The sequence below is a fragment of the Streptomyces sp. NPDC006643 genome (assembly GCF_042870175.1).
Lineage (GTDB): Bacteria > Actinomycetota > Actinomycetes > Streptomycetales > Streptomycetaceae > Streptomyces.
Window position 1 is genome coordinate 60,759 of record NZ_JBIAHA010000026.1, and the last position, 18,252, is coordinate 79,010.

Genomic DNA, 18,252 nt, shown 5'->3' on the forward strand with positions numbered 1-18,252 from the left:
AACGAGGGGGTCCCAATGGGCACGGGTGACGGACGTGGTGGGCGTGGCGGGCGTGGTGGGCCCGACGGTACGGAGACCGCCGGTCTCGCCGAGGTGATCGGCCGGATCCGCGAGGAGCTGGAGAACGCCCAGCACGACGGCCGGGAGAGCGGCATCCAGTTCCGGGTGGAGCGGGTGAACGTCGAATTCACCGTGCAGGTACGGCGCGAGGGCACCGGCAAGGGGGGTCTGAACATCGGTGTGGTGACGGCCGAGGCGGGCGGCACGGCGGCCCGCGAGCACATGCACCGCATCGAGATCGAGCTGATGCCGCACGACAGGGACAATCCCCCGGAGGGGAGTGGCTTCAGTATCGGCGGCGAGTACGAGTGAGCGCCGGACGGGCGGCGGGCCCGTCCGGCGCTTTCGCGACGCGGTTGTGGATCAGCCGACCGTCTCGGAGCCTGCCATCAGAACCGGCGTCGGAAGGATCACTTCCCGTTCGAGCTGTCCGGTCTCCCGGCCGCCGACCGACCAGGTGCCGAGGGAGATCTCGGCCGTGATGCCGGGACCGAAGCCGGCGATCACCCCTCGCGCGCCGTGCTCCGCCCCGCCGTCCTCGAAGAAGCGGTCGAGCGCGTCGAAGATGACGGCGCTGGCGATGTTGCCGCGTTCGGTGAGGGTCGCCCTGCTGTAGCGGAACATCTCCGGCGGTACGTCCAGGTAGTGGCAGAGGTCGTCCAGGATCCTCGGGCCTCCGGCGTGCACGATGTAGAAGTCCAGCCCGGAGACGTCCCAGTCGTGCGGCTCGGCCATCTCCCGCATGGCGGGCGCCAGTACGGACATGGTGCCGGGCACCCGCTTGTCGAGCAGGAAGTGGAATCCGGTGTCACGGACCGCGTAGGAGATCCAGTCCTCCGTGTCGGGCACCAGATGCGACCCGTTGCGCTCCAGCTGGACGCCGGTGCCTCCCTGACCGCGTACCACCGCGGCGGCGACCGCGTCCCCGAAGAGGCCGTTGGAGAGCAGATTGCCCACCGCGAGGTCCGTCGGCTGGTAGCACAGCGAGCAGAACTCACACGCCACGATCAGCACGTTGGCCCGCGGATACGCCGAACAGAAGTCATGCGCCCGGTTGATGGCCGCACCGCCGGCGGCGCAGCCCAGCTGGGCGATCGGCAGCTGCCGGGTCTCCGACCCGAAGCCCATGGTGTTGATGAGCCACGCCGTCATCGAGGGCATCATGAAGCCGGTGCACGACACGTAGACGATCATGTCGATGTCCCGCGGCGTCAGTTCGGCGTGGGCGAGGGCCCGCTCCACGACCTCGGGCACCCGGGCCTTCGCCTCCACCTCGTAGGCGTCGTTACGGGCGGTGAAGCCGGGATGGCGAAGGGTCTCCTCGATGGGCCGCACCAGGCGTCTGGTGAGGACGCCCGTGTTGCTGATCAGCCGCACGGCGAGTTCGAGCTGCGGGTGGTCGGGGTGGAGCGAGCGCGCCAGCTCCACGGTCTGTTCCATGGTGATGACGTGCTCGGGGACGGCGATGGCGGGCCTGCACAGAGTTGCCATGATCAGTTCCTTACCAGGTCACCGGCAGGGCGAGCGGGTATCGCCAGATCGAGACGGTGTTCCACCGCACCTCCTCCGCCGGTACGGCCAGACGAAGGTCGGGGAATCGGGTGAGCAGCGTGCCGATGGAGACCTGGAGCACCATGCGTGCCAGGTGGGCCCCCAGACAGTGGTGGCTGCCGTACCCGAAGGTCATGTGCAGGGCCGGGTCCTCACGGTGGAAGTCGAGCTCGTCCGGCCGGTCGTAGGCGAGCTCGTCACGGTTGGCGGTCAGATAGGACACGTGCACCGTGTCGCCCGCCTTGATGACCACACCGTCGAAGTCGACGTCTTCCAGGGCCACGCGGGGGATGCCGACGCCCTGGCGGAACGGGATGTAGCGCAGCAGCTCCTCAAGGGCGCGCGGGAGCAGTTCGGGCCGGGCGCGCAGCTCGGCCGCCCGCTCGGGATGGGTCAGCAACGTGTAGACGATGTTGCTGATGTCGTACGTGGTGGTGTCATGACCGGTGATCACCAGGAGCATGGCCAGCACGGCGAGTTCGTCCGCGTCGAGCATCTCGTCACCGATGCGCGCGGTCGCGAGACCGCTGATCAGATCCTCGCCCGGCGAGCGCCGCCGCTCGGCCGTCAGCTCGGAGAAGTAGGCCCGCAGCCACGCCTTGGCCTCGACCGCCGAATCCCGGTCGGCCGCGCTCATGGACATCATGTCCATGGCCCGCCGCCGCAGTTGGGCGCGGTCCGTCTCCGGCACGTCCAGCAGCTCGCAGATCGTCATCAGCGGCAGCCGGTCGGCGAGATGTTCGGCGACGTCCGCCGGCGCGCCGCTCCTGGCCATGGTGTCCAGCAGCCCGTCCGCCGTCCGCTGGGTCCACGGGCGCAGCGCCTCCACCTGCGGGGTGGTGAAAGCCTTGTTGATCAGCCTGCGCACCCTGTTGAGCGCGGGCGGGTCCATGAGGTTGATGGACTCGGACTGCGCGATGGGCGCCGGGGTGATCCGGGGGAAGTCCTTCCCGATCAGGGCGGCTCGGCTGAAGCGGCGGTCCGAGGTGACGGTCCTCACGTCCTCGTACCGGGTCACCAGCCAGCACTCGCCCTCGCCGTACGGCATACGGACCCGGGCGACGGGTGACTCGATCCGCATCCGGGTCATGAAGGGGTCGGGCTCCAGGGCCACGTCATGGCGGAAGGGGCAGGTCTGTACTGAGTCCACGCCGGTCATCGCAGCACTCCCACGGGCAAGGGTGGTCACTCATGGTGACGTTGGCAACTCAGAGTTATTTCCGCACGGGGAGTGCCGCCATGCGCGGAGATGCCAAGCTCACCTGTACGGGTAACCGCCGGGACCATGCACGGACGGCCGACCCGTGTCCGGCCGTCGAAGCGCCCCGGCCCCGCGTTCGGCCATCTGCTTACGGCGCCTTTATGCGGGGGGTGGGCGCGCCCCGGCGGGGTGGGAGAGCCGCCGGGCGCGCCGGGGTACGACGGCGCGAACCGGCGCCGGTCAGCGGACGTCGACGTAGTCGCCCGTCGCGTTCTTCGGGGCCGTGGTGGTCGTACCGGCGAAACTCCACCGCCAGTAGCCGTCGGCCGTCGCCTTCACCGTCGTACGGAGGTTGCCCGTCCCGTCCGTCGTGAGGGTCTTCACGGTGGTGTAGGTGTCACCGGCCTTGGGACGGAACTGGAGTGCCACCGACTGGCCGGTGTAGCCGGCGTAGCGGTACGTGTCCCAGTTCGCCCGGGTCAGTTTGCCGGTGACCGTGATCGTGCCGCCCTTCGCGACCGGTTCGGGCGCGGCGTTGACCGTGAGCGCGCCGGCGCGCTTGAGCAGGAAGCCGCCGGTGTGCCTCGTGAGGAGGGACGCGCCGTCGTTGGTGTCCACCAGCGTGGTCACGTACCAGCGGCCCGCGTTGGCGTTGCCGAGGTCGGTGTTGTCGTTGTACGGATCGAGGTGGGGGTCGACGGTGAAGGTGGTGGTGCAGGCGGTGGCCGTCTCACAGAAGGCGTCGGTGGTGTAGAAGCCGCCGGCCGGACCCAGCAGGTCGACATCGGCGAGCTGGAGCCCGGAGTCGTCACTCCCGTGGACCGTGACCGTGAAGGTCTTGCGCTCGGTCGTGCCGACGACGACGTCCTTGCCGCCGTTGACGGTGACGCCGGTGACCACCGGATCCGTCGGCGCGGTGGCGGACACGGGAGTCGCGTGGGCAGCGGGAGCGCCGTTCGCGAGTGCGGTCGGTGCGGTGAGCCCGCCGACCGCGGCGGCGACGGTCAGGGCGACAACGGCATGTCTGGTCATATCAGGTATGACCGCCGAAAGCGGGAAAGGTTGCGGGCGCCGCCTAGGCTTCGCTCGTACACCTGCCCGAAGCGCCCAACGTGGCCGTGGCACGGGCGAGATGGGCCACCCGGGTCGGGTGGCGGGAGCACCCGCCCGACGCTCTATCGTGAACGCCATGTCCACCCCTGAACTGATCCGCATCGTCTCCCGTGACTCGCCGATGGCGCTCGCCCAGGTGGAGCGTGTGCGTGCCGAACTGACCGCGCTCCACCCCGGCATCGTGACCGAGGTCGTCCCGGTCAAGACGACCGGCGACAAGTGGATGGGCGACCTCTCCCTGGTGGAAGGGAAGGGCGCCTTCACCAAGGAGGTCGACGCCGCCCTCCTCGCCGGAGCGGCCGACCTCGCGGTGCACTGCGTCAAGGACGTGCCCGCCGACCGGCCGCTGCCCGCCGGAACGGTCTTCGCCGCCTTCCTCAAGCGCGACGACATCCGCGACGCTCTGATCCACCCCGGCGGGCACACCCTGGACGAACTGCCCGCCGGCACGCGCATCGGTACGTCGTCGGTCCGGCGCGTCGCCCAGCTTGCCGCCTCGCACCCGCACCTCATCTGCGTACCGATGCGCGGGAACGCCAACCGCCGGCTGGAGAAGCTCGCGGCCGGGGAGGCCGACGCGCTGCTGCTGGCCGCGGCCGGCCTGGAGCGCATCGAACGCCGTGACGTCATCACCGAGATCCTGCCGGTGGACCTCATGTGCCCGCCCATCGGCGCCGGGATCCTCGCCCTCCAGTGCCGGGAGGACGACACCGACACCATCGACGCCGTCTCCGCGCTCGGCGACCGGGACACGTACAAGGAAGCCTCCGCCGAGCGGATGTTCCTCCATGTCCTCCAGGGCCACTGCAACAGCCCGATCGCCGGGTTCGCGCACGCGGAGCGCAGCGGCGGCCTCTCCCTGCGCGCCCGGGTGTTCACCCCGGACGGCAAGACGGTCCTCAACGCGCACGAGTGGGCGGGCCCGCTGGATCCCGAGACCCTCGGCACCTCCGTGGCGGTGGCGCTGCTCCGCCAGGGAGCGCGCGAGCTGATCGACTCCATCGCCCACTAGGGCGCGTCCCCAGGGAGCCACGGGGGGAGAAGTGCCGCCCGTTGTCGGCGTCGGCCGAGTACGCCCGGTACGAGGCCGATCCGCCGCGTTGCGATGCGCCGCGCCAACGTGCCTGGCAGTCGGCGTGTCTGTCAGTCGGCGTCGGCGCCGTCGAACTTGTGGATCCGTCGCTCCCCGGAGGACGGTGGCCAGCCGGGGTCGCCGGTGCGGGCGAACGCGATCCATGCCGTGTGCATCTCCTCGGCCAGCGACGCGGGCGGCTCTGCCGGCCCCAGCAGACCACGTCGCCCGCGCAGCGCCGGAAGGCCGAGCCGGTCGAACACGAAGGGCAGTTCCACGGTGTGCGCCGCGCCGAGCCGGCCGTCGACGGCCGGCGAGCGCCAGCCGAACTCGTAGACGTGGGCGCGGCCGTGCGCCTCGGCCAGTCTCCGGCTGCCGGCGCCGAACAGCGCGTCGCCGAGGATCGCGGAGCGCACCTCGCCGTGCCCGGCATCCGGATGCCGGGCACGGTAGGCGGCGACGAGCGTGTCGGAACCGCCGTGCGCGGCGGCGGTCGCGTGCACGTCGTGCTCCGTCGAGGCCGTCAGCCGGCCCTGCGGGGCGAGGTACAGGTTCCCCTCCTCGCCGTTGGTGCCGATGAGCAGATCGACGTCCGCCAACAAGCTCTCGGCGGGCTGCCGTTCCAGTACGAGACCGAACGGGCTGAGCCCCATGAGCGGGTCGGACCGGTCGGCCGTCCGCAGATCCAGCCCACCCAGCTCGGGTACGACCTCGACGAGCCGTTCGTCGGGAACGTCCGCGAAAGCGGCGGCCGTCGGCGCGACGCCCACCTTCGCCGCGGCCGTGCGTGTCACCCGGGCGGCCTGCTCGGGCGAGAACGCTCCGAGTCCACTCCCGCTCTGCACGATCGCGCGCCGGACGAGCCCGGCCGCCGTGGGCGTGGCGAGGACGGCGCCGACGATCGTGGCCCCCGCGGACTGCCCGAACAGGGTGACGTTGCCCGGATCGCCGCCGAAGGCCGCGATGTTGTCGCGGACCCAGCGCAGCGCCGCGACGACGTCGAGCAGCCCGCGGTTGGCCGGCGCGCCCGGCAGATCGAGGAAGCCCGCGACGCCGAGCCGGTAGTTGAGCGTCACCAGGACCACACCGTCGCGGGCGAACGCGGCGCCGTCGTACAGGGCGGCGCCGGTCGAGCCGGCCACGAACCCGCCGCCGTGCACGAACACCATCACCGGGCTGCGATCGGCCGCACGTGGGGCCCATACGTTCACCGTGAGATGGTCGTCGCCCCGGACCCAACCGGGCCCGAAGTACGGTGACATGTCGAGTGCGCCGAAGGCGTCGCGGCGCGGCTGCGGCGCGCTGGGCCCCGGCGCCAGGGCGTCGCGTACGCCCGTCCACGGCTCATGGGGGCGGGGCGGCTCGAACCGCCCGGCGCCCCGTGGCGGTGCGGCGTACGGGACCGCGAGGAACCGCCGTATCGCGCCGTCGGTGTGGTCGGTGGCGGCGCCGCGTACGGCGCCGGTGTCGGTGGTGACGATCAGATCGGACACCGGTCTCCTTCTCCTGTTCTCGTACTGCTCGTACTGCTCGTACTGCTCGTACTGCTCGTACTGCTCGTACTGCTCGTACTGCTCGTGCTGCTCGTGGCGGTCGGGTGCCCGTCGGTCAGAGCCGGGCGAACGGCGCCCACGCCGCGATGGCGAACGTGTCGCCGTCCCGGACCACCTCCGCCCCGCCGGACCCGCCCAGATGCGCGGGCAGGACGAGCGAGTTGGTGTCACTGGCCCGGCCGAGCAGTCGGCGGCGGGTGGCCCTGGCCTCGGCCGGGTCCTCGCAGAAGCAGCTGTTGGTGTCGGGCTCCACGAACTGAAGCGGCGTATGCAGCAGATCGCCGACGAACAGCGCGCGGTCGGTGCCCGATTCCAGCGTCAGTACCGAGGAGCCCGGGGTGTGTCCCGGCGCGAGAGCGAGCCGCAGGTTTCCGTCGATGGTGTGACCGTCGTCCCACAGCAGCGTCTGTCCCGCCGCGTGCACCGGCGCCACACTGTCCTCGAACACGTTCTGATTGCCGCGCCCCAGCCTCGGGGCGTGGCCGTTCGCCGGATTCCAGAAGTCGAAGTCGCGCCGAGGCATCAGATAGGTCGCGTTGGGGAAGGTCGGCACCCAGTCACGGCCTTCGAGCCGGGTGTTCCAGCCGACGTGATCGACATGCAGATGTGTGTTGACGACCAGATCGACGTCCTGCGGGCGCACGCCCGCGCGGGCCAGCTCACCGAGGAAATCGCCGTCCCGCCGGCTCCAGACCGGCGAGTACGGGCGCTCCTTGTGGTTGCCGACCCCCGTGTCCACGAGGATCGTCCTGCCCTCGCTGCGCACCAGCCAGGTCTGGATCGCGCTGACACAGACATCCGACGCGAAGTCGACGAAGTCCGGCCCCAGCCAGCCCTCGTGCTCCCGCCACGCCTGCTCCGGCGCCTCGGGGAAGAAGGTGGCCGGAGCCATCTCGACCGATCCGTAGTACTCGACGACCCGCGTGATCGACACGTCGCCGAGAACGATTTCCTGCATGACCGGTCCTGTCTGTCGATCGGGTGGAGTCCCGTCAGCCTCACCGCACGGCGTGCCGGGTCACCAGTCCCGACCTGTGCCTACGCATGACAGGGGCAGGCTGGCAGCCGGGGGTCTCGGGCATACTCGACGGCATGGCGGTCTCCATGCCCCTCGGTGAATTCCTCCGGGCCCGGCGCGCCCGGGTACGGCCCGAGGACGTGGGCCTTCCCGGGCTGCCCGGCCGGCGGCGGGTCGCGGGCCTGCGCCGCGAGGAGCTGTCGCAACTGGCGGGCGTCAGCGTGTCGTACTACACGCGCCTCGAACAGGGCCAGTCGGTCAACGCGTCCGACGGTGTCCTGAACGCGCTCGCCACCGCGCTTCGGCTGGACGAGCACGAGCACGCACATCTGCGGGAACTCGCCTCGCGGCGTCAGCGGCCCCGTACCAGGCCCCCGGCGGAACGCGTCGACCCACTCACCCGCGACCTGCTGCGTTCGGTGGGGAACACCCCGGCGCTGGTCCTCGGCCGGCGCACCGACGTGCTGGCGTGGAACCCGCCGGCGCACGCCCTGCTCGCCGGACACCTCGACCCTGCCGCACCCGAGCGCCCCGACGACCGGCCCAACCTGTCCCGCATGGTCTTCCTCGACCCGCACACCAGAGACCTGTACGCGGACTGGGAACGCAAGGCACAAGCGGTCGTGGGCAGCCTGCGGCAGATCGCCGGACACCACCCCGAGGACGCGCTCCTGGCGTCACTGGTCGGGGAACTGACCACGGCGTGCCCCGAGTTCGCCGCGCTGTGGGGCGATCACCGGGTCCGGCCGTGCGAAGCGGACTCCTACCTGCTGCGTCATCCGCTGGCCGGGGAGCTGACCGTCACCCAGCAGATCGTCGTACCCGCCCGCTCGCCCGAGCAGTCCCTCGTCCTCGTCACCACGGAGGAGGGCTCCCGCTCCGAGGACACGCTCGCGCGCCTGTGCGCGTACGCGTACGCCTCCTGAGCCGCCCCTCGCGTATCACCGCCGGAGCAGCCGCGGCGAGCTGACACACAACTGTCATGAGGGAACGGAAATCGGTGGGCGGCGGGCGCTCGTTTCCCCTGCATGACTGTGGGAGTAGCACTCAACGCGACAGATCCCGACAACCAGATCGACGCCACCGTACGGCTCGCCGAGGAGGCCGCCGCGGCGGGACTGCGGTCCGCCTGGTTCGGCCAGACGCTGGGTGCCGACTCGCCGCAACTCGCGGCCATCGTCGGACGCGAGGTACCTGCCCTCCAGGTGGGCACCTCCGCGATCCCCGTCTTCGGCCGGCACCCGCTGACCGTGGCGAGCCAGGCACTGACGGCGCAGGCGGCCACGCACGGCCGGTACCACCTCGGTGTCGGGCTCGGCGCCGGGATCCTCGTCGAGGGCGCCTACGGCATCCCGTTCGAGCGGCCGGTGGCCCGGCTGCGCGAATTCCTCACCGTCCTAAGACAGTTGACCGAGACCGGCACCGCCGACTTCGAGGGTGAGCTGCTCACCACGCACACGCCCCTTTCCGCGCGGGTGCCGGGAGCCGACGCCGGTGTACCCCTGCTCGTCGCCGCGATGGGGCCGCAGGCGCTGCGCGCGAGCGGGGAGCTGGCGGACGGGATCCTGCCCTATCTCGCCGGGCCCCGCGCCCTGGCCGACCACATCGTCCCGGCCGTCCACGCGGCGGCGGAGGCCGCGGGCCGCCCCGAGCCCCGGATCGTGGCGCTCGTGCACGGCGTGGTCACGGACGACGTCGACACGGTGCGCGCGACGGCCACCGAGGCGCTCGCCTTCTACGAGCAGGTCCCGTCCTACGCGCGGGTCATCGAACTCTCCGGCGGCACACGCGCGTCCGACGTCGCCGTGATCGGCGACGAGCGGACGGTCGCCGCGGCAGTACAGCGCTACCGGGACGCCGGTGCGACGGAGGTCGTGTTCGCGGGCACGGAGATCGCCGGTGACGCCGACCGGCGCCGCACCTGGGACCTCCTCGGACAACTCGCCGAATGACCGCTCGACCGGCCCCCATCACTGACAGACGTGCAGGTCAGAGGCATTGTCAGTGGTGGACGGCAAGATGTACGACATGACGACACCCGCAGCCGCTCCTGTCGACGCAGCCGCCTACGCCGTCGCGGTGGAGACCGCGAGGAAGGCCGCCGCCGCCTACTACGCGACGGGCGAGAGCGCCCTGGACGACGACGCCTACGACCGCCTGGCGCGAGGCATAGCCGCCTACGAGGAGGCCCACCCGGACGACATCTCCGCCGACTCGCCCAACGGGAAGGTCGCGGGCGGCGCGGCGGTCGGGGACGTGCCGCACACGGTGCCGATGCTGTCCCTGGACAACGTGTTCGGCGGCGACGAGTTCACCGTCTGGGCCGCGTCCGTGGAGCGGCGCATCGGGCGGCCGGTGGAGCGCTGGAGCGTCGAGCCCAAGCTGGACGGGCTGGCGGTCGCCGCCCGGTACGAGGCCGGGCGGCTGGCCCGGCTGATCACACGCGGGGACGGACTGGCGGGGGAGGACGTCTCGCACGCGACCGCGATGATCGACGGTCTGCCCGACCGGCTCGCCGAGCCCGTCACGCTCGAAGTGCGGGGCGAGGTCCTGATGACCACCGAGCAGTTCGAACGGGCCAACGCGCTTCGCACGAGCCACGGCGGGACGCCGTTCGCGAATCCGCGCAGCGCGGCGGCCGGGAGCGTACGGGCCAAGGATCGCCCGTATCAGGTGGAGATGACGTTCTTCGCCTACGCGGCCCTGCCTCTCGCCGAGTCCGGCGGTGATCTGGGCGTCTCGCTCACCGAGCTGCCGCACAGCGAGGTGCTCGCGCTCGTCGGGGGTCTGGGCGTGCTCACGACGGCCGGCACCACCGTTCCGCCCAGGACGGTGACCGACGCCGAGGCCGTGCGCGCCCGGGTGGAGGAGATCGCGGCGCTCCGCCCGGAGCTGCCCTTCGGCATCGACGGCATCGTCATCAAGGCGGACGCTGCGGCGGACCAGCTGGCGGCGGGATCGGGCACGCGGGCGCCGCGCTGGGCGATCGCGTGGAAGCTCCCGGCGGTCGAGAAGGTGACCCGCCTTCTGGACGTGGAGTGGAATGTCGGCCGTACGGGCACCATCGCGCCCCGCGCCGTCCTGGAACCGGTCGTGATAGACGGCTCCACCGTCACCTACGCCACCTTGCACAACCCGAACGACATCACCCGCCGTGACCTGCGGATCGGCGACCACGTGATGGTGTACAAGGCGGGCGACATCATCCCCCGCGTCGAGGCGCCCGTCGCCCATCTGCGGACCGGCGAAGAGAAGGCCATCGTCTTCCCCGAGGTGTGCCCGCAGTGCGGCTCCGACATCGACACCTCCGAGCAGCGCTGGCGCTGTGTGCGGGGCCGTGACTGCCATGTCGTCACGTCGATCTCGTACGCCGCCGGGCGCGACCAGTTCGACATCGAAGGACTGGGGGCGACCCGGGTCGTCCAGCTCGTCGACTCCGGTCTCGTCGCGGACATCGGCGATGTGTTCACCCTCACCCGCGAGCAGGTCATCGGACTCGACCGGATGGGGGAGACCAGCACGGACAACCTCCTGGCCGCGATCGAGCGGGCGAAGGGGCAGCCGCTGTCCCGGGTGCTGGCCGCCCTCGGCGTACGCGGCACCGGACGTTCGATGTCCCGCCGGATCGCCCGGCACTTCGCGTCCATGGAGGGGCTGTGCGCGGCGGACGAGGAGGCGATGCAGCGCGTCGACGGGATCGGCGTGGAGAAGGCCCCGACGATCGTGGCGGAGCTGGCCGGGCTGGCGCCGCTGATCGAGAAGCTGCGGGCGGCCGGGGTCAACATGACCGAGCCCGGCGCCACACCGCCGTCCGATGAGCCGACGGCCGCCGAGGGCGGCCAAGTCGCCTCCGGGAGCGGCCCGTTGGACGGAATGACCGTGGTGGTGACGGGCGCCATGACGGGACCGCTGGAGAAGCTCTCACGCAACGAGATGAACGAACTGATCGAGCGGGCGGGCGGCAAGTCCTCCTCCGGCGTCTCCAAGCGCACGTCCCTCCTCGTCGCGGGTGAGAACGCCGGATCGAAGCGCGAGAAGGCCGAGAAGCTCGGTACGCGAATAGCCACACCCGACGAGTTCGCGGAGCTGATCGCGGAGGTTCTCGGCGACGGCGACGGCGACGGCGACGGCGGTGGCGGGGCGCTCGGCTCCTGACCGCGTTCTTCGTCCGTCCGCCCGGCCGTGTTCGTCCTCAGCGGCCGGCCCGGACATACCGCACGTCGAAGTCCACCGCCCAGGCCTCGCCGTCCTCCGACCGCTCCCAACCGCCCGTGATCGTGTCGCCCGCCGCGTCGAACGTCGCTGTGAAGCGCTGGTGGAAGCCGGGGGCCGCGCGCCACTGCCTCCATACGCCGTCGGTCAGGCTCGTGCGGTAGACCCGCGCGACGCCCCGGCCGTCGGCGTACAGCGTCGTGAACTCGTCCGAGGTGTCGTCGTAGCCGGTGATCGTGCTCGTGGGGAACGGGGCCTGCGAGCCCCACTCGGGCGGGATCGCCGTCGTGGGCCCGATGTCCGTGCGCTGGACGAGAAACGCGCCGCCCTCCAGCCGGACGAACTCGGTCCGCACCGGCCCCGCTCGGTCGCCGGCGGCCCACATGTCCCACTCGCCCACGAGGGCGTCCAGCCGGCTCAGCGCGCTGTGGGGGGTCGGTCGGCGCATCGGTCTCTCCTCTTCCTGGTTCGGGGCCGGTGCGGCCCCGCTGCCAGTGGTGACCGGGAAGTGCCCCGGGACTCATCGGTCCGCGTCACGTACTTACGCGGACGTCGGGACGCGGACGTCGAGGCTCGGGCGGCACGCGGACGACGAGCCGGCGGCGGTCGGAGCCGTAGGAGCTACGCCTGGCCCGTCTCGAAGCGGGTGATACGGCCGTCGGTGACGGTGAACGCCCAGCGGGTCCGCATGGTGCCGTACGTCGAGTTGGTGAATGTCGCCGTCAGCGCACGGCCCTCGTCGGAGGCGGTCTCGACGTCCATCCGGCCGTCGGCGGAGAAGATCTCCTTGTCCACCCAGCCCGCGAGGTCACGTTCGCTGCCGTCGTCGGACATCGTGGCGTCCGGGGCCAGAACGGCGAAGAAGGCGTCGCGGTTCCCGCCGTTGACGGCCGAGACGAACGCGGCGACCGCCGGGTCCGCGGGGATGACGCTCATGGGTGGTCCTCCTTGCGACTGGCTTGTGACTGGGCTCCCGCCGTGCGGTGGGCAGTGCCATCATCACGCCTGCCGCGCCACCGCGCAGCCCGGCGCGACGGGCCCGCGCGCGGAGGGTGTACAGCTCTCCTCCAACGATGTAAAAGATGCCTACGGGCCGAACCAGCACCGTCCTCGCCCGCGACCGAGGAGGGCAATCGACCATGCGTGTCCCGCTGCCGAGCTCCACCCCCACCCCCACCCAGCACCCCGCAACACATCACGCCGCACGACATCACGCCGCACGACATCACCCCGTACGCGACCGCGCCACCGCCTGGCTCGGCGCGTTGCTGCTCCTGTGCGCGAGCCTCGTCGTGGCCGGCGGCGGCCCCGCCGAGGCGAAGGCCGCCGCCTGGCAGCCCAAACCGTCCCCCATGACGACCCCGTGGACGAATCAGGTCCCGGTCGACAAGCCGCTGCCGGAGTATCCGCGCCCGCAGCTCACCCGCCCCGACTGGCTCAATCTGAACGGCATCTGGGACTTCGCGGTCACGGGTGCGAACGCCGGGCAGCCCGCCGCGTTCCCCGAGCAGATCAGGGTCCCGTTCGTCGCCGAGTCCGCCCTCTCCGGCATCCAGCGCAGGATCACGCAGAGCGACAAGCTCTGGTACAAGCGCGCCTTCACCGTCCCGGCGGCCTGGGACGGCCGCAATGTCCAGCTGAACTTCGGGGCGAGTGACTGGCAGACGACGGTCTGGGTCAACGGCCGGCAGGCGGGCGCCACGCACAGCGGCGGCTACGACGCGTTCACCTACGACATCACGCCGCTGCTGACGGCGGGCACCAACACCGTCGTCGTCTCCGTCTTCGACCCCTCCCAGACCGGTGGCCAGGCCGTCGGCAAACAGCGGATCAGCGACGTCACACCGCATCCCGGCGGCGGCATCTTCTACACGGCCGCGTCCGGCATCTGGCAGACCGTCTGGCTGGAGCCCACCGCGTCCGCTCACATCACCCGGCTCGACATGGTGCCCAGCCTCTCCGACAGCACACTGAAGGTCACCGTCCGGGGCGCGGGCGTCGCAGGTCAGACCGCCAGGGTGACGGTCTCCTCCGGCGGTACGCCGGTGGCCACCGTCACCGGGCCGGTGAACAGCCCGTTCCCGGTGCCGATCCCGAACCCGCGGCTGTGGACTCCCGAGGATCCGTTCCTGTACGACATCAGAGCCGACCTGCTGTCGGGCACCGGGACGGCCGTCGACTCGGTCGGCAGCTACGCGGGGATGCGCTCGATCTCCGTCGGCAAGGTCGGCGGCGTCCAACGCCCGCTCCTCAACGGCAAGTTCGTCTTCCAGACCGGCACACTCGACCAGGGCTACTGGCCGGACGGCATCTACACCGCGCCCAGCGACGAGGCACTGCGCTACGACCTCCAGAAGCACAAGGACCTCGGCTTCAACATGGTCCGCAAACACATCAAGGTCGAGCCGCAGCGCTGGTTCTACTGGGCCGACCGGCTCGGTCTGCTGGTGTGGCAGGACATGCCCGCGATGGACACCCGGACTCCGGACAGCGCCGCGCGGGTGCAGTGGGAGGCCGAGTACGACCGGATCATCGACCAGCACCGCAGCTCACCGTCCCTGGTGATGTGGGTCAACCAGAACGAGGGCTGGGGCCAGTACGACCAGGCCCGGATCGCCGACGAGGTCAAGGCGTACGACCCCGCCCGGCTCGTCAACAACATGAGTGGCGTCAACTGCTGCGGCTCCGTCGACGGCGGTAACGGTGATGTCATCGACAACCACATCTATGTCGGACCGGGCACCACGACACCGACGGCCACCCGCGCGGCGGTCCTCGGCGAGTTCGGCGGGCTCGGCTGGAAGGTGCCGGGACACGAGTGGTACCCCGGCGGCGGCTTCAGCTACGAGGACCAGACGAGCGTCACCGCGCTGAACAACCGCTTCGTCGGTCTCATCGACACCATCCGCGAGAACCAGCTGCCCAGCGGTCTCTCCGCGTCCGTCTACACCGAGATCACCGACGTCGAGAACGAGGCCAACGGCCTGCTGACGTACGACCGTCAGGTGGTGAAGGTCGACGCGGCCCGGGTCAGGGCCGCCAACCTCGCCCTCGTGGAGGCCTCGCGCAACCCGCCGCCACCGGTCACGCTGCCCACCGGCCAGAACAAGTCGCTGCGGGTGACCACCCCCGGTCACACCGGCAAGTACCTGCGCCATCAGGACGGCCTCGCCTTCACCGCGCCCGTCGACGCGAACAGCGACGGCCTGCTGAAGAACGACGCCACCTGGAAGATCGTCCCCGGCCTCGCGGGCAGCGGCTGCTACTCGTTCGAGTCCCGCAACTACCCCGGCCAGTATCTGCGGCACCGGGACTTCCGCGTGTACAAGGAGGCGGGTGACGGCTCGGCGCTCTTCCGCGCCGACGCCACGTTCTGCGCGCTGCCCGCCACCGGGGGAGTGCGTCTCGCGGCGTACAACATGGCCGGCAGCTATCTGCGGCACATCAACTCGGAGGTGTGGATGGCGACTCGGGGCGGTCCGCGCGCGTGGGACAACCCCGCGTCGTTCACCGAGGACACGGTCTGGTCCGTCGACAATCCGTGGGCGGGCTGACCGGGCCTTTGCGAGGCCGTTCCCGTCGGCCACGGCTCGGACTCACGCCTCCCCCGAGGACGGCGTGAGTCCGGCCGGCCGAGGCCGTGTCACGCCACGGCGGTTCCCTCCAGCTCGACCAGCAGGGTGGGGATCGCCAGCCGGGTCACCCCGAGCATCGTGGTGGCCGGCGCCACCCCGGCGGCCCCCAACCGCCCGGCCAGCACGCCGTAGTGCTGGAAGAGCAGACCGACATCGGTGGTGTAGACGTTGAGCCGGACGAGGTTCGCGAGGGACATGCCCGCCTCGCCGAGTACGGCCTCCACGTTGTCCAGGCTCAGCGCCAACTGCGCCGCCATGTCGCCCTCGTGCCGGGGCCTGCCGTCGCCGCTCGTCGCGGTCTGCCCCGAGAGATACAGGGTCCGGGTCTGCCCGGAGACGATCTCACCCTGGTTGAAGCCCATCTCCACCGACCACGGCACCGGGTTGACGGCCGTTCGCTCCATAGCCACTTCTGCTCCATTCGATCGATCGCCGGTCCTCGACGTCGTGACGCAGCCTCCCAGCGAATACACGACATCCTCGGTCGTGTATGTCGATAGGGTTTTCCCATGCGTGCCGACCGGCTGGTCTCCCTCGTGCTGCTGCTGCGCCAGCGCGGCCGGCTGTCAGCGACCACGCTGGCCCGCGAGTTGGAGGTGTCCACCCGTACGGTGCTGCGCGACATCGAGGCGCTGTCAGCGGCCGGTGTGCCGGTCTACGCCGAACGCGGTCGCAACGGCGGGTTCGCGCTGCTGCCCGGATTCCGGACCGAGCTGACCGGGCTGAACCACGACGAGGCGCTCGCCCTGCTGGTCGCCGGATCGCGGCGCGGCGCGCAGGTCTTCGGCCTCGGCTCGGCGCTCGCCTCGGCCGTGCTCAAGGTGGTTGACGCGCTGCCCGAGAGCCATCGGGACACCGCGGCCGGCGTCGCCGAGCGACTGCTCATCGACCCGGAGACCGATCTCCTCTCGCGCCGCGTGAGCGCCGATGAGGTGCCGGACGCGACAGCGGGCGAGATCCGGCGCGCCGTCCTCGGGGGACAGAAGCTGCGCATCCGGTACGCGGCCACGGGTCAGTCACCGCGGTGGCGCACGGTGGACCCGATCGGTCTGGTGACCGTACGCGACCAGGGCTATCTGCTGGCGACGAGATCCGGCGCGGACCGTACCTACCGGCTGTCCCGGGTCCTGGCCGCCGAGGCACTTCCCGAACCCGCGCAGCGGGCGGACCGCGTCGACCTGGACTTGGCCTGGCGGGAGCGCGGCACGCGATTCCGCACCGGCGGCGAACAGGTCGCGGTGCTGGTACGGGTGGACCCGGCGCGGCGGGAGGAACTGGTGGGCACCGCGCTGGCGGTCCTCACCGAAGAAGCCGAGGAAGCGGAGGAAGCAGCGGGAGCAGCGGGAGCGGAGGAGGCCGGCGGCGCAGGCGGGTGGCTGCGGTTGGAGGTGACCTTCCAGGACGCCCGGCACGCCGAGTGGGCGCTGTGGCGGCTCGCCACGGACGCGGAAGCCCTGGCCCCGGAGTGGCTGCGCACCGCCCTGCGCGACCGGGCCGCCGCGATCGCCGCCCGCTACGAAGCGCCCTCCTGAAACCCGTCAGGGGCCGCCGCCGATGCCCCGGCCCTTCGCGCACAGCGCCGCGTCCACCGCTCCCTGCAAGTGGCGCAGCCGGTCGCCCGTGGCCGCCGAAGTCGTCGTGTAGACGGTCACGTTCCCCCGGCCCGTGGTCGCGTGGCCGCCGCCCACCGAGTTGCCGGGCAGGTCCCCGCCGTGGCCCCAGTAAGCGCCGCCGCAGCTCAGCGGGATGCTCGCGACCCCGTACCCGTAACGGCTGCCCCGCGGGTAGACGTCCCGCCCGCCGACGTCCGTCGTGTCGCCGGTCATCTGCCGCACCGCCCAGCCGGGCAGCAGCCGGCCGTCGAAGAGCCCCTCCCAGAAGGTGTTGAGGTCCTTCGGGGTGGACACCAGACTGCCGGACGGTCCGAACTCGTAGCCGGGCAGTTCGGTCACATCGACCACGCCCGCCCCGGGATCGGCGGGGTGGTAACCGTAGTTGTGGGCGTGCGGGCCGCGCAGCGTCAGCTCGCCGGGCGCGGGCCAGTAGGTGTTCCGCAGATCGAGGGGGCGCAGCACGGTCCGCTCGATGTACGTGCGGTACTCCTGTCCCGACGCCTTGTTGATCACAAGCCCCAGTGCCAGGTAGTTGGTGTTGGAGTAGGCCCACTCCGTGTCAGGTGCGAAGTCCGGCCCCTCGGCGAGCGCGAGGGCGAGGAAGTCCTCGTCCGTGTACGGGCCGCCGTTCCAGTCGACCAGGTTCGTGTACTCGGGCAGTCCGCTCCGCTGCTTCAGCAACTGCCTTACGGTGACGGGGCTTTCGGCCAGCTGTGGCACATAGCGCCCGGCGGGCGCGTCGAGCCGTACCTTGCCCTCGGCGACCAGTCGCAGCACGGCGGTGGCGGTGAACGCCTTGGTGTCGCTGGCCAGTCGGAATCTCGCGTCGGCGTCGACCATCGGCCGGCCCGTCCCGATCTCCGCCGTCCCGGCCGTGTACGTCCGCCCGTTGACGTACGCCAGTGCCCCGGGCACCCCGTCCCGCTCGACCAGCAGGTCCAGTTGACGCTGTACGGCGCCGGGCCGGGCGTCCCGCGCGGTGGCGCCGGGGGCGGCCGTGGCGATCAGCGCGGGGGCCAGCAGGGCGAGGGCGACGACGCGCCGGCGGGTGTGCCTGCCGGCGCCGGTAACGGCGCGCCCGGCCCCGCTTCCCCCTCCACTCGCCCCTCCGCTTCCCCCTCCGGTCAGCGCCCCGGTCCCGCTGACGGTCTCGGCGGTCGTGTCGCGGCTCATGGTGAGTCCCCTCGTTACGCGTGTCCCCGGCCACGATCCGGCCGATGGCAC

Annotated in this window: 16 protein-coding genes; 7 read left to right on the forward strand and 9 right to left on the reverse strand. The window is 71.4% G+C overall.

All coding sequences use genetic code 11. The annotated features are described in order from the left end of the window. Positions 1-15: 15 nt before the first annotated feature. Complete coding sequence (locus ACFYNU_RS30580) at positions 16-372, forward strand: trypco2 family protein (RefSeq protein WP_356592630.1); 357 nt, start codon at positions 16-18, stop codon at positions 370-372. A gap of 51 nt (positions 373-423) precedes the next feature. Here ACFYNU_RS30580 and ACFYNU_RS30585 read toward each other — a convergent pair whose 3' ends face one another. The 3 genes from ACFYNU_RS30585 to ACFYNU_RS30595 form a co-directional block, all read right to left on the reverse strand. Beyond that, a complete protein-coding gene (locus ACFYNU_RS30585) occupies positions 424-1,551 on the reverse strand; it encodes a type III polyketide synthase (protein ID WP_356592632.1) in 1,128 nt (375 codons plus the stop codon). A gap of 10 nt (positions 1,552-1,561) precedes the next feature. Then, on the reverse strand, positions 1,562-2,770 hold the full coding sequence (locus tag ACFYNU_RS30590) for a cytochrome P450 (RefSeq protein WP_356592634.1): 1,209 nt from the start codon (positions 2,768-2,770) through the stop codon (positions 1,562-1,564). 282 nt (positions 2,771-3,052) lie between these two features. Then, positions 3,053-3,844, reverse strand: a complete 792-nt coding sequence (locus ACFYNU_RS30595; RefSeq protein ID WP_356592636.1) for a calcium-binding protein — start codon at positions 3,842-3,844, stop codon at positions 3,053-3,055. Between the two features lie 157 nt (positions 3,845-4,001). Here ACFYNU_RS30595 and hemC point away from each other — a divergent pair, with 157 nt between their 5' ends. Next, a complete protein-coding gene (hemC, locus tag ACFYNU_RS30600) occupies positions 4,002-4,937 on the forward strand; it encodes a hydroxymethylbilane synthase (RefSeq protein ID WP_356592638.1) in 936 nt (311 codons plus the stop codon). Between the two features lie 131 nt (positions 4,938-5,068). On the opposite strand, the gene ACFYNU_RS30605 is transcribed toward hemC, so the two are convergent. Both ACFYNU_RS30605 and ACFYNU_RS30610 read right to left on the reverse strand, forming a co-directional pair. Then, positions 5,069-6,490: a carboxylesterase family protein gene (locus tag ACFYNU_RS30605; protein ID WP_356592640.1), complete on the reverse strand. Its 1,422-nt coding sequence runs from the start codon at positions 6,488-6,490 to the stop codon at positions 5,069-5,071. Between the two features lie 115 nt (positions 6,491-6,605). Continuing rightward, positions 6,606-7,508, reverse strand: a complete 903-nt coding sequence (locus tag ACFYNU_RS30610) for an MBL fold metallo-hydrolase (protein ID WP_356592642.1) — start codon at positions 7,506-7,508, stop codon at positions 6,606-6,608. 134 nt (positions 7,509-7,642) lie between these two features. Between ACFYNU_RS30610 and ACFYNU_RS30615 the strand changes: the two genes are divergently transcribed. The 3 genes from ACFYNU_RS30615 (at position 7,643) to ligA (ending at position 11,723) form a co-directional block, all read left to right on the forward strand. Then, a complete protein-coding gene (locus ACFYNU_RS30615) occupies positions 7,643-8,494 on the forward strand; it encodes a helix-turn-helix transcriptional regulator (protein ID WP_356592644.1) in 852 nt (283 codons plus the stop codon). Positions 8,495-8,596: 102 nt separating this feature from the next. Further along, the gene (locus tag ACFYNU_RS30620) at positions 8,597-9,520 is read left to right on the forward strand and encodes a TIGR03564 family F420-dependent LLM class oxidoreductase (RefSeq protein WP_356592646.1); all 924 of its coding nucleotides are present in this window, start codon (positions 8,597-8,599) and stop codon (positions 9,518-9,520) included. 67 nt (positions 9,521-9,587) lie between these two features. Then, complete coding sequence (ligA, locus tag ACFYNU_RS30625) at positions 9,588-11,723, forward strand: NAD-dependent DNA ligase LigA (protein ID WP_388767830.1); 2,136 nt, start codon at positions 9,588-9,590, stop codon at positions 11,721-11,723. Positions 11,724-11,760: 37 nt separating this feature from the next. Here ligA and ACFYNU_RS30630 read toward each other — a convergent pair whose 3' ends face one another. Further along, positions 11,761-12,228 carry a hypothetical protein gene (locus tag ACFYNU_RS30630; protein ID WP_356592650.1) on the reverse strand — a complete coding sequence of 156 codons (468 nt, stop codon included), beginning with the start codon at positions 12,226-12,228 and terminating at the stop codon, positions 11,761-11,763. A gap of 173 nt (positions 12,229-12,401) precedes the next feature. Beyond that, positions 12,402-12,716 carry a nuclear transport factor 2 family protein gene (locus ACFYNU_RS30635; protein ID WP_356592652.1) on the reverse strand — a complete coding sequence of 105 codons (315 nt, stop codon included), beginning with the start codon at positions 12,714-12,716 and terminating at the stop codon, positions 12,402-12,404. Between the two features lie 203 nt (positions 12,717-12,919). Between ACFYNU_RS30635 and ACFYNU_RS30640 the strand changes: the two genes are divergently transcribed. Continuing rightward, on the forward strand, positions 12,920-15,334 hold the full coding sequence (locus tag ACFYNU_RS30640) for an AbfB domain-containing protein (protein WP_356592654.1): 2,415 nt from the start codon (positions 12,920-12,922) through the stop codon (positions 15,332-15,334). Between the two features lie 89 nt (positions 15,335-15,423). Here ACFYNU_RS30640 and ACFYNU_RS30645 read toward each other — a convergent pair whose 3' ends face one another. After that, positions 15,424-15,819 carry a RidA family protein gene (locus tag ACFYNU_RS30645; protein ID WP_356592746.1) on the reverse strand — a complete coding sequence of 132 codons (396 nt, stop codon included), beginning with the start codon at positions 15,817-15,819 and terminating at the stop codon, positions 15,424-15,426. A gap of 105 nt (positions 15,820-15,924) precedes the next feature. Here ACFYNU_RS30645 and ACFYNU_RS30650 point away from each other — a divergent pair, with 105 nt between their 5' ends. Continuing rightward, the gene (locus ACFYNU_RS30650) at positions 15,925-16,947 is read left to right on the forward strand and encodes a WYL domain-containing protein (RefSeq protein ID WP_356592656.1); all 1,023 of its coding nucleotides are present in this window, start codon (positions 15,925-15,927) and stop codon (positions 16,945-16,947) included. Between the two features lie 6 nt (positions 16,948-16,953). Here ACFYNU_RS30650 and ACFYNU_RS30655 read toward each other — a convergent pair whose 3' ends face one another. Next, a complete protein-coding gene (locus tag ACFYNU_RS30655) occupies positions 16,954-18,201 on the reverse strand; it encodes a serine hydrolase domain-containing protein (protein WP_356592658.1) in 1,248 nt (415 codons plus the stop codon). Positions 18,202-18,252 lie beyond the last annotated feature (51 nt).